Origin of the sequence: Halomonas sp. DN3, from assembly GCF_024137905.1 — a bacterium.
Lineage (GTDB): Bacteria > Pseudomonadota > Gammaproteobacteria > Pseudomonadales > Halomonadaceae > Halomonas > Halomonas litopenaei.
In genome coordinates this window covers 56370-68630 of sequence record NZ_CP099965.1, presented here as the reverse complement: position 1 = coordinate 68630, position 12261 = coordinate 56370, and the positions used below count along the sequence as shown (strand labels likewise).

Genomic DNA, 12261 nt, shown 5'->3' with positions numbered 1-12261 from the left:
CGCCCCGAAGGTTTCCACGTCAACCTCAGCGGGCGTCCGCCAGGGCCTTTTCGAACTCGGCGACGAAGTCCTCGCCGAGCGCCTTGCGGTGCGCCTCGATCACCGGTGCCAGACGCTCGCCCATGGCCCGACGCTGCTCCAGCGGTACCTCGTTGATCGCCATCTTGTCGGACAGCTCCGCCAGCAGGCTGGCGTTAAGTTCACGGCTGGCCTGGCGCTGATACAGGGTGGCCTCGCGGGCGGCCTCACTGACCGCCTGGCGCTGCTCGTCGCTGAGGCTGTCCAGGAAGCTTTTCGAGCCGATCAACACCTGGGCGTCGTAGGCGTGGGCGGTCTGGGACAGGTACTGCTGGACCTCGAAGAAGCGCTTGGTGTCGATCACGCTGTAGGGGTTTTCCTGGCCGTCGACAGTGCGCGTCTCCAGCGCGGTGAACAGCTCGTTGACCGGCATCGGCACGGCGTTGGCACCGAGGCCATTGAACATGTCGATGTACAGCTCGTTCTGCATGGTACGGATCTTCAGCCCCTCGACATCTTCGGCGGTCTGCACCGGACGGCGGCTGTTGGTGATGTGGCGAAAGCCGTTTTCCCAGAACTCGAAGCCGACCAGGCCCTTGTCGTCGAGACTGGCCAGCAGGTCGCGCCCGGCCGGGCCGTCGAGCACCGCGTCGGCGTGCTCGCTATCGTCGAACTGGAACGGCAGGCTGACGATGCTGAAGTTGGGGTTGAGACTCGCCAGGGTGGCGGTGGACGGCGCGGTAAAGGCCAGGGTGCCTGCCTGCAGCATCGAAGTCATGTTGACGTCGTTGCCGAGGATACCGTTGCTGAACACCTGAACCTTGACCTCTCCTCCGGTCTTTTCCTCGACCAGTTCGGCGAACTTGTTGGCGCCCAGGGTCTGGGGATGGGTGTCGGGCAGGCTGGTTCCCATGCGTGCGGTGACCGCTGCCTGACTGGTGATGGCGAGACCGAGACCGGCCGTCAGCAACGAAGTGAGTAGTGCCTTCTTTATCATCTTCATCTTGGGGCTTCCTTTTATGTTATTGCTTTTTATGCATTATTCGTTTCGATGCGCGAGCCGTTGTCGCCGAGCGCTCAGCCAGGACGGCGGCTGTCACCCAGCAGCACCGGCATCGTCACTGGTGACGCTGAACGCGTCGCCGTCGAGGCCATAGCAGCGCAGGGCGTTGTCGCAGAACATCGCCAGGCGCTGCTCCCGGGTATAGTCCGCGCTCACCGCCTTGAAGGCGTCGAACAGCTCGGCGAGATCGACGACCAGGCTGTCCACCGGGAAGTTGCTGGCAAACATGCAGCGCTCGGGGCCGAACAGCGCGATGGCGGTGCACAACAGCTCGCGGTTGTCGGCGAGCCGCCAGGGTGCGTCAGGCAGCCCGATACCAGACAGCTTGAGCATGACCTGGGGAAAGGGCGCGACCCTCGCCAGCGCTTCACGCCAGCCGGCCAGGGTGGCCGGCGCGCGGTCCCCGGGTACGCCGGCGTGGTTGATCACCACCGGCATCTCGGGATGACGCTCAAGCAGCGCCACCAGCTCGCCCAGATGCCACCAGGGCACCTGCAGCTCGAAGATCCAGCCACGCCGCGCCAGCGACGCCACCCCTGCCTGGTAACGCGGGCACTCCAGTGAGCCGGCCAGGCCATGGCCCGGCCGATAGTCCTCCTGCGGCAGACTCGCCGGCTTGTGGCGCACGCCCTTGACCAGCGCAAAGCGCGACAGCGCCTCCAGCTGGTCCTCGACATCGTCACGATCGAGCCAGGCCTGGGCCAGCATGGCGTCGGGCCAGCCCGTTGCCTCGTGCAACTGCTGGATCCAAGCCGCCTCCTCCACCGCCTGGCCCTGCGCCCACTCGGCCTCCATGTAGACGCAGCCCATCACCCGGTGGGGGCCTGCCAGCCGACGATACTCGTCGGGCAGAAAGGGCCGCCGGATGGCCCCGTAGTCGCCGTAGCGAAACGGGATCATCGGCTCGTCGCACAGCCAGGGATGGTAGTTGTGCGTCGGGTCCCAGAAGTGCAGATGGGCGTCCACCATCGGCAGGTCCCGGTCATCGCCGCTGTCCAGAAAGCGCTGACGCGCCTTTCGCAGATGCATCGCCCTTCTCCTGTCTGTCGCCAGGCTATTCGGCGGCCTTGGCGGCCAGAATGGCGTCGATCAGCTCGCTGCCGTACTCGTCGGCGAAGGTTGCCTGCACCGGGTCGGCCACCGCCTCGCGCATGGAGTCGCGATCCGGGGCTTCCACCACCTGCATGCCCTGGTCCTTGAGGAAGGCCAGGTCATCGGCCATGCCTTCGGCAAGCAGCTCGCGCTCGTAGCTGGCAGCCTCGCGTGCGGATTCCACCAACAGGGTCTGAAGCTCCTCGCTGAGTCCGTCGAAGCGCGCCTTGTTCATCACCAGCGGCGCAGCGGTGTAGGCGTGAGCGGTCAACGACAGATGATCCTGGACCTCGTAGAAGTTGGCCGAACGAATCAGGCTGACCGGGTTCTCCTGACCGTCCACGGTGCGGGTCTCGAGCGAGGTGAACAGCTCGGTGAAGGGCATCGGGGTGGGATTGGCACCGAGCGCCTGGAAGGCGGCGATATGGGCCGGGTTCGGCGTGGTGCGCAGCTTCAGTCCCTCGATGTCAGCGGCAGACTCCACCGCTCGACGAGAGTTGGTGAGGTTGCGAAAGCCGATCTCCCAGAAGGCGAGGCCCGTCATGTCGTGCTCGCCGAGCTTGTCGAGCAGCGACTGGCCGACCTCGCCGTCCAGCACCCGATAGGCGTGCGCATAGTCGTCGAACAGAAACGGCAGGTCGAGCACGTTGAGCTCACCCACCAGACCGGTGTAGTAGGGGTTGCCGGTCAGCGCGATGTCGACGCTGCCGCTGCGCACGCCGCTGACCAGGGCGGTATCGCTGCCGAGCTGGCCACTCGGGAAGACGCGCACGTCGAGTTCACCGCCACTACCCTCCTTGACCAGCTCGGCGAAGTGTTCGGCGGCCTTGTGCTGGGCGTCCTGCACCGGGTGGGTATGGGCGAAGGTCAGGGTCGCGGCGGACACCGAGGCGGCGCCCAGCGAGAGTACACCGGCCAGGGCGGCGAGTGCGGTGAAACGAACCGTTGGAGCAAGGGCGTTCAGGGGCTTTGTCATTGTCGGGACCTCGTCTGAGGTGGAAGACACCGCCACGCCTTCCCGGCGTGGCAGCGACCTGCTCGACGCTCGTCGGCGCCTAGAGCACGCTAGGCCGAATCTCGGCCTCGGGGGCTGCCTCTTCCTGAGCCAGCGGATTACGTAATGGACGCCCGAAGGCAGGCAGTTCGATCTCGAAGCGATCCCCAGGCGCCACCTGGATACCGTCGGCGAAGCTCAGGGTGGCGGTGCCGAAGAAGTGCACATGGACATCGCCGGGCTGGCGGAAGCCGTCGTACTTGAAGTGATGACGCTCCAGGTTGGCAATGCTGTGGGACATGTTGGCCTCGCCGGTGAGAAACGGCTTCTCCCAGCGCACCTCGCCACCACGGGTGATGCGGCTGACGCCTTCCAGGTGGTCGGGTAGCTCGCCGATCACCAGCTCCGGGCCGAAGCTGCACGCGCGCAGCTTGGAGTGGGCCAGCCACAGATAGTTGTGGCGCTCGGTGACGTGGTCGGAGAACTCGTTGCCGACGGCGAAACCGATCCGATACGGACGCCCGTCCGGGCCGATGATGTAGAGCCCCACCAGTTCAGGCTCTTCGCCGGCGTCCTCGGCGAATGCCGGCGACGGCAGCGCGGCTTCCGGCGCTACTACCCAGCGCCCGTCACCCTTGTAGAACCACTCCGGCTGGGCGCCGCTCTCGCCGGGGCCCGGCTTGCCGCCTTCCACGCCCATCTGGAACATGCGCATGGAGTCGGTCAGCTCGGCCTCGCTGGCCCCCTCGATCTTGGCGTGCATGGCGCTGCGGGTATCGGCGCTGCCCAGATGGGTCAGGCCGGTGCCGGTCACCAGGCAGTGGGCCGGGTCCGGGTGGGTCACCGGCGGCAGTAGCCGGCCTTCGTCGACCAGCGTCTGATAGTCGAGGGTCGTCGCCTCGAGACGGGCCTCGATCACGCTCTCGAGCGAGGCGCCCTGGTCGATGGCAATCCGCGCCAGGCCAAGCACACCGTCCTCGACGGCGATGGGCACCACCTGCTCGGGGCTTATGACCTTGGCCGCGCGCAGGCGGCCCTGGTCGTCAAATTGAATCACGCGCATGGTCGCCTCACTCGATGATGGTGAACTGGTCGAAGTACTCTTCATTGAGCTCCAGCCCCAGGCCCGGCAGGTCGTCGTCCAGGTCGAGGAAGCCATCGACCGGCTCGGGATCGCCCTTGAACAGGTAATAGAACAGCTCGTTGCCGATCTCGACGTCGTGCACCGGGAAGAATTCCGCCATCGGTGAGGCCAGGGTCGACATGGTCAGATGGTAGTTGTGCATCTGGCCGGCGTGGGGAATCACCGGCACGCTGAAGGACTCGGCAATGGCGTTGATCTTGCGTGCAGCGGTGATCCCGCCCACCCGGTTGGTGTCATACTGGACCACCGACACCGCACGCTTCTCCAGCAACTGGCGGAAGCCATAGTGGTTGAATTCATGCTCGCCGCCGGAGATCGGGATACTGGTCAAGGCGTTGAGTTCGGCGTAGCCGTCGACATCGTCGGCCAGCACCGGTTCCTCGAGCCAACGCGGCTCGAAACGCTCGAGCTTGGGCAGGATGCGCTTGGCGTACTCCAGGTTCCAGCCCATGTAGCACTCGAGCATCAGGTCGATGTCGTCGCCGATCACCTCACGCACCGCGGCCACGCTGTTGAGGTTCTCGCGCACCCCCTCCGGGCCGTCCTTGGGGCCATAGCCGAAGCGCATCTTCATCGCCTTGAAGCCCTGGTCCAGGTAGGACTGGGCCTCGCGCTGCATCTCGTCGAGGTCGGTGCGGTAAAGCTTGGAGGCGTAGCAGGGGATCTTCTCCTTGGTGCGCCCGCCGAGCAGCTTGAACACCGGCTTGCCGACGGCCTTGCCCATGATGTCCCAGATCGCGATGTCGACGCCGGAGATGGCCGCCATGCCGATACCGCGTCGCCCCCAGGCGTGGGTCGAGCGGTACATGCGCTGCCACAGGTACTCGTAGTCAAAGGGGTCCTGGCCCACCACCAGCGGCGCCAGGTACTGGTCGATGATGGCCTTGGCGATGCGCGGCGCCAGCGCCACGTTGCCGAGCCCGACGATGCCGCTGTCGGTCTCCACCTCTACCGTGGTCCAGCCGTGGAAGCGGAAGGTGCCCATGGAGTCGCCCTTGTCCCACAGCTCGTCCATGGCGTTGGAGCAGAAGTGCGCCTGGGGGGCGACGGTGTGGCCCTTCCACTCGAACACTCGGGTGCGTACGTTGGTGATCTTCATGTCGATTCCTGTTGCCTTGTTATTGTGCCGCGGGACCGCGACCTGGCACTGATCAGGCCGCCGCCCCGGCGCCGTGTCAGTGCTGGCACATGGCCTTGACCAGGTTGGAGGCGTTGCGCGTCGGGGTCAGATTGGCCTTGCCCTGGCCTGCGATATCGAAGGCAGTACCGTGGGCCGGGGAGCCCACCGGTACCGGCAGCCCGCCGAGGATGGTCACGCCGCGATCGAAGCCCAGCATCTTGATGGCGATCTGGCCCTGGTCGTGGAACATGGTCACCACCGCGTCGAGATCGCCGTCGCGGGCCTTGAGGAAAATGGTGTCGGCGGGATAGGGACCGACGATGGGGTAGCCCTGGGCCACGCACTTCTCCACCGCAGGCGCGATGATGTCGACTTCCTCGCGTCCGCAGGTGCCGCCCTCGCCACCGTGGGGATTGAAGCCGGCGACGCCGACCCTGGGCGCGTCGAAGCCGGCCTTCTTGAGGGTGTCGTAGATCAGGGTGGCAGCGGAGATGATGCGATCTTCAGTGACGTAGGTGTGCGCTTCCTTGAGCGGAATATGCGACGAGATGCGCGAGGTCCACAGCGTGCCCAGGGTATTGAACTCGCTGAAGAAGGTGGTCACGCCGAATTTCTCGACAAACCAGTGCAGCTCGTCCTCGTGGCCCAGGCCGCCGAGCTTCATGGCGTACTTGTTGAGCGGCGCAAAGCAGATGCCGTCGACCTCGCCAGCCTTGTTGGCCTCGATGCAGCGCTCGAGCACCGCCAGCACCGAGGCGCCACCGGCGGCGTTGGCCTCGGCGTAGGCCGTCTGGTCCCGGGACACCGTGTCCATCTCGAGAAATACCGGGCCGGCGTGATCGCGCGCCTCGCGGAAGCTTGTCACCTCGGGCAGCTCGAGGCTCACCCCGGCCACCCGCTGGCCTTCTTGCCACAGCCAGCGGTCACCGATCAGCACGGTGTGGCAGTCTTGGGTGGCTTCGCCCTCGGCCAGCAGTTTGGCCACCAGTTCCGGGCCGATGCCACCAGGGTCGCCGAGGGTCAACGCAATCACGGGAGTCGTCTGGGTCATGTCAGGGTTTCCTTGTCGGGTTGGAGGCATGCGGGCACTAGCCGTAGAAGGCATGTACCAGGCTCATGGGAATCGCCGGCACATAGGTGACGAGCATCAGCACCACGAACAGCACGAAGATCATCGGCAGATTGACCTTGGTGACTTCCCACATGTCGGTCTTGGCGATGGAGCAGGAAGTGGCGAGTACCGAGGCCACCGGCGGTGTCTGCTGGCCGATCGCCAGGTTCAGCGTCAGGATCAGGCCGAAGTGGATCGGATCGATGCCAATCTGCTGTACCAGCGGCATCACGATGGGCACCACCAGAATGATCGCGGCGGCACCGTGGAGGAACATGCCGAGCAGCAGCAGCAGGATGTTGAGCAGCGCCAGCACGGCCACGGGATCGCTGGTGATGGCGGTGATCTGGCGCGCCAGCTCCTGGGGCAACTGCATCTCGGTGAGAAACAGTCCCAGCACCGCCGAGGTCGCCACCAGCAGCATCACCACCGCGGTCTGGATGACGCCTTCGATCACCGCGCGGTAAAGAATCTTGAGATTGAGTTCGCGGTAGACCAGGCCGCCGATCAGCAGCGCCGCCAGCACCGCGATGCCCGCACCCTCGGTGGCGGTGACGAAGCCACCGAAGATACCGCCAAGGATGATCACCGGCAGGGTCAGCGCCCAGAAGGCGTCCTTGAAGGCCTTGCCCAGGCGCGACAGAGAGAACGCCTCTTCCCGCGGCAGATCGTACTTCACCGCGTAGTAGTAGCAGGCCAGGGCCAGCCCGACGCCACCGAGGATGCCCGGGATGATGCCGGCCACGAACAGCTTGACGATAGAGGTATCGGCGATGGCGCCGTAGAGAATCATCGACAGCGACGGCGGGATGATGATCGCCAGCGACGCCGACGACGAGGTGATCGCCGCCGAGAAGTTGGCGTTGTACTTGCGCCGCTTCATTTCCGGGATCAGCACCGAACCGGTGGCGGCCACGTCAGCCACCGCCGAACCAGAGATTTCGGCGAAGAACATCGAGACGCCAACGTTGACCATGGCCAGGCCCCCGCGCACGAAACCGACCATGGCCGAGACCAGGTTGATCAGGCGCAGCGAGATGCCGGAGGTATTCATCAGGGCCCCGGCGAAGATGAACAGAGGAATGGCGATCAGCGGGAACTTGGTCGCTCCGGTGAACAGCGTCAGCGGCACGTTGACCAGGGAGTCGACGCCCATGAAGACGGCGACCCCGACCACCCCGACGGTGCCGATGGCCACGGCGATAGGCACATTGATCAGCACCAGGGCGAACAATGCGGCGATCACGATCAAGAGAGTCATGAGCGGTGCTCCTTCAGGTCTTCCTCGGCGATGCGGATGGCCTCCTCGATGGCCTCCTCCTCGCTGTCGATGCCCGCGCGCACCTTGTTCCAGGCCACCGGCAGGCTCAGCAGTTCACACAGGATGAACAGCGCAGCGCTGATCGGAATCACCGACTGGGTCACATCGAGCCCCACCGACGGCAGTGCGACCAGCCTGTCCCAGGCCAGGATCGGCAATACCTTGTAGCCGTAGTAGCCAACCACCACGAAGAAGCCGATGACGATGGCCTCGGAGATCACGAACAGCGAACTGCGAAGGCCGGGGCTGGCCTTGGCCACCAGCCCGGGAAAGCCCATGTGGGCGCGTTTGAGCGCGGCCAGGCAGGCGCCGTAGAAACTCAGCCAGGCGAGGTTGATGGAGGCCACCTCGTCGTACCACGGCAGGTTGCCGCCAAAGGTGCGCAGCGCCACCGCCACCAGCACGATGGTGGTCAAGGTCAGCAGCAGGGTGACGGTGAAGCACTCGAGCAGGCGCTCCAGCCAGCGGCGTGCGGTATCGAGCGGTGTCATGCTCTCGATCTCCTGGGGATGCAGATGGACGGTCGGGTCGGCAAGGGGCGCCACCTGGGCGCCCCTGCAAGCAGGCACTCGCTCACTCTTCGGCCAGCGCCATGGCGCGGTCGATCAGATCCTGGGCACCGTCCACCTGGTTGGCGAAGGCCTCGTACACCGGCGCGCTGGCCTCGACGAAGGCGCCACGATCGACCATGTTGACGGCCATGCCGCCCTCCTCGAGCACCGAGACCAGTTCGCTGTCGAGCTGCTCGCCCTTGGCCAGCGCCCAGCCCTGGGTCTCCACGGCCACCTCCTGAATGGCGCTGCGCACGTCTTCAGGCAGCTTCTCCCAGCCGCCCTTGCCGGCGGTCAGCCAGATCGGCGAATAGACGTGGTTGGACAGCGACAGATAGTCCTGCACCTCCTGGAACTTGGCCCCGTTGATATTGGAGAGCGGGTTCTCCTGGCCGTCGACGACGCCGGTCTGCAGCGCCACGAACACCTCGGAGAAGGCCATCGGGGTGGGGTTGGCGCCCCAGGTCTCGAACATGCGGGTACGCCACTCGCTCTGGGGGGTGCGCAGCTTCAGGCCATCGAGGTCTTCCGGCACATTGATCGGACGCTCGTTGTTGGTGATCTGACGGAAGCCGTTCTCCCAGGTCGAAACGATCTCGAGCCCCTGCTCGCGGGCGTCCTCGGCCAGGTCGGTCATCACGATGTTCTGGTCGATGGCCACCAGGTGATCGCGATCCTTGACCAGAAACGGCAGGTCGAACAACGCAAAGCTCGGTGATACCGAGGACATGATCGAGGAGATCGCCGCCAGATCGACGGTGCCCAGGCGCAGCTTCTGGATCAGCTGGCGCTCATCGCCGATCTGGCCGCTGTGGTAGTACTCCACCTCGTGGGCGTCGCCCAGACGCTCCTGCAGGGCATCGGCGAAGTACTGTGAGGTCTGGCCCTGCAGACTGCCGGGAGGCCCGCCGATGGCGAAGACGATCTTGTCGGCCTGGGCCGCGGTGGACGCCAGGGCCAGTGCCAGAGCGGAGAGAGTCAGCGTGCACTTGTTCATGGAGGTGCTCCTGTGACGTTGTGTCGTTGTTATGGGTGGTGCCTGCGAAAGACGCCGGAGTCACCTGCTGGCCCTGCCGTGGTGAAGCTCCGCCGCACTCTGGTCTAGTGGTTGGATTACCAGACCAGTTGAAACGAAATCTAGGCGGGGTGTTCCGGACCAGTCAACCTGTTCGAGCAAAAACTAGACCTTTGTCTAGCAGATAAGTGAAAACGACAAGGAGTAAGTTTCGACAGGTGACGATCTGGTCTAACATTCAGACCAGATAACCAGGCCGACGACCCCATCGAAAGTCCCGGTTAGGCCACACCAATAGCGAGACGAACACGTGACTCGGCAGCACCAGACGCTTGGTCGACATCGTCGAGCAACGCCGACGCATCAGGGAGACCACGCCATGGAAACCTCGGCCTTCGCCTTCGAGAAGACCCTGAAGAACAAGACAAAAAAGGACATACTGGCGGACAAGCTGGTGGGCATGATTCTGGATGGCCTGTTGCGCGACGGCGACGTGATGCCAAGCGAGCGGGACCTGGCGCAACTGTTCGGCGTCAGCCGCGAGACGGTGCGTGGCGCCATGTCGCTGGTCAGCGGCTACGGCCTGATCAGCGTGTCCCACGGGGCCAAGACCCGGGTGTGTGCCTCGGACAAGGCACTGGAGGCCTATCGTCGTCAGCATGGCTTCGACGAGGGCCACGCCGTCAATCGACACGACGTCGACAGCGTGTTCGAGAGCCGCATCGTGGTCGAGGCCGCCATTGCCCGCAAGGCCGCCATGAACATCGACGACGATGGGCTTATGCGGCTGGAGCGGTTGCTGGAGGCCCAGGCAGCGATGTTCGACTCCCCGGTGCCCTTCCAGCTGTCGGACCAGAACTTTCACAAGCTGATCTCGGAGTACGCCCACAACGAGATCCTCGCCGGCTACAGCGAGGAGCTCTACGCCTACGGCCTCAATGTGCGCCGCCAGGTGATGATCGAACCCGGCGCCATCGAGCGCAGCTATCGCGAACACTGCCATATCCTCGAAGCCTTGCAGCGCCGTGACCCAGACGCCGCCGAGCGCGCCATGCTGGCCCACCTCGACAGCGTCTACCGCACCACCCGGGCGAAGCTTGGGCAAGACCAGGGGCAGTAACGCCCATTGGCAACCCGCACCGGGACGAGCCGGAGAGAACCGCTAGAAAGCTAGAAGGCGAGCATGCCCCCAAGCCCGGATACCCAAAGGCCAATACCAAAGCTTGCGTGTGCCGTCAGGCTGCGAAGCCTGGCGATGTTTGGCTGAGGCGTCCTGCGCGCGGCGATGCCTGCGCCCAACCCCGGTTGCAGCACCAGAAACGGGGCGAGCACCGTCACCACACCGAACACCAGCGCGGACACGAACGCCGGTCGTTGCTGCCAATCCGATCCGACAAGTACCAGAAACACCAGGGCGAGGCGGTCTCAACCTACAAGCGCAACACTATTGGAGTGCCGGAGATCCGGGCACTGACTTCTGGAGAACCTCCGCGTATACCTCCAGAGGCGTCTTGGCGTTCAACGTCTCTCTAGGCCTGGTATTGAGTGAGTCTGCGATCTCATCGAGCTCCTCCTGGGTGTAGGTCGATAGGTCCGTTCCTTTGGGCAGATACTGTCGAAGCAGACCATTGGTATTCTCGTTAGACCCACGTTGCCACGGGCTGTGTGGATCGGCGAAGTAGATGGCTGTCCCGGTACGTTGGGTTATTTCGGCATGCTTGACCATCTCGCTCCCTTGGTCGTAGGTCATCGACAGCCGTAGTGAGCGTGGAACACGGTTCAATTTGTCACTAAAGCCGACCATCGCATCCGTCGCGGTCGTACCGTCCATTTTCACCAGGATGACGAAGCGTGTCGTGCGCTCAACCAACGTGCCTACGGCAGAACGGTTGCTGGCCCCCATGATGAGGTCGCCTTCCCAATGCCCGGGCATCAACCGATCTTCGATCTCAGGCGGCCGGAGATGAATACTGACCAAGTCAGGAATTTGGCGGCGACGATCCTTGCCACGACTGCGTGGACGCCGCTTTCCCTTCCCCTGCCGAAGGCAAGCAATGAGCTCTTTTTTCAGCGAGCCTCGGGGCATCACATAGAGCGCGTTGTAGATGGCCTCGTGGGAGACCTGACGTGTAGGGTCATTTGGATACATGCGCTTCAGTGTGATGGCTATCTGCCTAGGAGACCAGTACTTGCGCAACAGGTAGGTCACCAGATCGAAGAGAGGCGTACCAAGGCGCAACTTCGATTGTCGTCGTGCTCGATGTCGCGTCAGCGTGGCCCTGAAACCCGCCAGACTGGCGTCATAGCCAGCATGAGAAGGTACCGCATGCCGAGCCAGTTCTCGAGAAATCGTGCTGGCAGCTCTCCCAAGGAACTTGGCGATGGAGCGTATCGAGTGACCTTCACGCATCAGCATGATGGTGGCACGTTCTTCAGCAGTAAGGTGGTGGTAGCAATGCGTCATAGCGATAGCGTACCTGATCGATCAGGTGTTGCACTTGCTCATTGAGACCGCCCGAACACCACTCCCGTGAGATAGTGAAACGTCCACCCCAGCGCCGCCTCTGCGCGTATCGGCGCGCTTCCCGAGATGGGGCGATGAACGATAGTGCCTCCCGCCAGGTGACCCAGCCAGCGCCCCACCAGGGCGTAGTCCAGGGAGGGAATGCCGAGTACCCGGCGCTGCACCAGCGCGACGACATCCATGAAGGCGGTCGCCCCCACGCCAAGCCAAAGGGCATCAACCAGAAGTTCTGCCACTGCACTACTCCTTCAGCAAAGAGAGCCCGCTGTCGAGCCGATCGAAGAGAAACGCATCCTGAGGATCAAGAG

Annotated in this window: 13 protein-coding genes; 1 reads left to right on the top strand and 12 read right to left on the bottom strand. The window is 64.1% G+C overall.

Features of this window, described 5'->3' with window-relative positions:
- Positions 1 to 25 precede the first annotated feature (25 nt).
- From NKF27_RS00275 to NKF27_RS00235, 9 genes are all read right to left on the bottom strand, one after another.
- Positions 26 to 1021 carry a TRAP transporter substrate-binding protein gene (locus NKF27_RS00275; protein ID WP_253554844.1) on the bottom strand — a complete coding sequence of 332 codons (996 nt, stop codon included), beginning with the start codon at positions 1019 to 1021 and terminating at the stop codon, positions 26 to 28.
- 93 nt (positions 1022 to 1114) lie between these two features.
- Positions 1115 to 2110 (bottom strand): amidohydrolase, encoded by a 996-nt coding sequence (locus tag NKF27_RS00270; protein ID WP_253554843.1) that lies wholly within the window; start codon positions 2108 to 2110, stop codon positions 1115 to 1117.
- A gap of 25 nt (positions 2111 to 2135) precedes the next feature.
- Positions 2136 to 3149 carry a TRAP transporter substrate-binding protein gene (locus NKF27_RS00265; protein ID WP_253554842.1) on the bottom strand — a complete coding sequence of 338 codons (1014 nt, stop codon included), beginning with the start codon at positions 3147 to 3149 and terminating at the stop codon, positions 2136 to 2138.
- A gap of 79 nt (positions 3150 to 3228) precedes the next feature.
- Positions 3229 to 4230, bottom strand: coding sequence for an AraD1 family protein (gene araD1, locus NKF27_RS00260; RefSeq protein WP_253554841.1), 1002 nt, complete (start codon positions 4228 to 4230; stop codon positions 3229 to 3231).
- 7 nt (positions 4231 to 4237) lie between these two features.
- A complete protein-coding gene (locus tag NKF27_RS00255) occupies positions 4238 to 5410 on the bottom strand; it encodes an L-rhamnonate dehydratase (protein ID WP_253554840.1) in 1173 nt (390 codons plus the stop codon).
- A 76-nt stretch (positions 5411 to 5486) separates the two neighbouring features.
- Complete coding sequence (locus tag NKF27_RS00250; protein ID WP_253554839.1) at positions 5487 to 6482, bottom strand: 4-hydroxythreonine-4-phosphate dehydrogenase PdxA; 996 nt, start codon at positions 6480 to 6482, stop codon at positions 5487 to 5489.
- 37 nt (positions 6483 to 6519) lie between these two features.
- Entirely contained in the window at positions 6520 to 7803 is a 1284-nt protein-coding gene (locus NKF27_RS00245; protein WP_108449618.1) for a TRAP transporter large permease, read from the bottom strand.
- Positions 7800 to 8432 (bottom strand): TRAP transporter small permease, encoded by a 633-nt coding sequence (locus NKF27_RS00240; RefSeq protein ID WP_253554838.1) that lies wholly within the window; start codon positions 8430 to 8432, stop codon positions 7800 to 7802. The genes NKF27_RS00245 and NKF27_RS00240 overlap by 4 nt, the downstream gene beginning before the upstream one ends.
- A 4-nt stretch (positions 8433 to 8436) precedes the next feature.
- Positions 8437 to 9411, bottom strand: a complete 975-nt coding sequence (locus NKF27_RS00235) for a TRAP transporter substrate-binding protein (protein WP_213227491.1) — start codon at positions 9409 to 9411, stop codon at positions 8437 to 8439.
- A 397-nt stretch (positions 9412 to 9808) separates the two neighbouring features.
- On the opposite strand from NKF27_RS00235, the gene NKF27_RS00230 reads away from it, so the two are divergent.
- Complete coding sequence (locus tag NKF27_RS00230) at positions 9809 to 10549, top strand: FadR/GntR family transcriptional regulator (RefSeq protein ID WP_253554837.1); 741 nt, start codon at positions 9809 to 9811, stop codon at positions 10547 to 10549.
- A gap of 50 nt (positions 10550 to 10599) precedes the next feature.
- On the opposite strand, the gene NKF27_RS00225 is transcribed toward NKF27_RS00230, so the two are convergent.
- From NKF27_RS00225 to NKF27_RS00215, 3 genes are read right to left on the bottom strand one after another with little or no spacing between them, the layout of a single operon-like run.
- Complete coding sequence (locus tag NKF27_RS00225; RefSeq protein ID WP_301271174.1) at positions 10600 to 10839, bottom strand: DUF2938 family protein; 240 nt, start codon at positions 10837 to 10839, stop codon at positions 10600 to 10602.
- A 34-nt stretch (positions 10840 to 10873) separates the two neighbouring features.
- Positions 10874 to 11893: an IS30 family transposase gene (locus NKF27_RS00220; RefSeq protein ID WP_108450240.1), complete on the bottom strand. Its 1020-nt coding sequence runs from the start codon at positions 11891 to 11893 to the stop codon at positions 10874 to 10876.
- Positions 11894 to 11931: 38 nt separating this feature from the next.
- Positions 11932 to 12189 carry a DUF2938 family protein gene (locus NKF27_RS00215; RefSeq protein ID WP_253554833.1) on the bottom strand — a complete coding sequence of 86 codons (258 nt, stop codon included), beginning with the start codon at positions 12187 to 12189 and terminating at the stop codon, positions 11932 to 11934.
- Positions 12190 to 12261: the final 72 nt, after the last annotated feature.

What these genes read in the sequence shown, in the direction of transcription:
- NKF27_RS00275 (WP_253554844.1), bottom strand. Translation starts at nt 1,021, where the DNA reads ATGAAGATGATAAAGAAGGCACTACTCACTTCGTTGCTGACGGCCGGT.
- NKF27_RS00270 (WP_253554843.1), bottom strand. Translation starts at nt 2,110, where the DNA reads ATGCATCTGCGAAAGGCGCGTCAGCGCTTTCTGGACAGCGGCGATGAC.
- NKF27_RS00265 (WP_253554842.1), bottom strand. Translation starts at nt 3,149, where the DNA reads ATGACAAAGCCCCTGAACGCCCTTGCTCCAACGGTTCGTTTCACCGCA.
- araD1 (WP_253554841.1), bottom strand. Translation starts at nt 4,230, where the DNA reads ATGCGCGTGATTCAATTTGACGACCAGGGCCGCCTGCGCGCGGCCAAG.
- NKF27_RS00255 (WP_253554840.1), bottom strand. Translation starts at nt 5,410, where the DNA reads ATGAAGATCACCAACGTACGCACCCGAGTGTTCGAGTGGAAGGGCCAC.
- NKF27_RS00250 (WP_253554839.1), bottom strand. Translation starts at nt 6,482, where the DNA reads ATGACCCAGACGACTCCCGTGATTGCGTTGACCCTCGGCGACCCTGGT.
- NKF27_RS00245 (WP_108449618.1), bottom strand. Translation starts at nt 7,803, where the DNA reads ATGACTCTCTTGATCGTGATCGCCGCATTGTTCGCCCTGGTGCTGATC.
- NKF27_RS00235 (WP_213227491.1), bottom strand. Translation starts at nt 9,411, where the DNA reads ATGAACAAGTGCACGCTGACTCTCTCCGCTCTGGCACTGGCCCTGGCG.
- NKF27_RS00230 (WP_253554837.1), top strand. Translation starts at nt 9,809, where the DNA reads ATGGAAACCTCGGCCTTCGCCTTCGAGAAGACCCTGAAGAACAAGACA.
- NKF27_RS00220 (WP_108450240.1), bottom strand. Translation starts at nt 11,893, where the DNA reads ATGACGCATTGCTACCACCACCTTACTGCTGAAGAACGTGCCACCATC.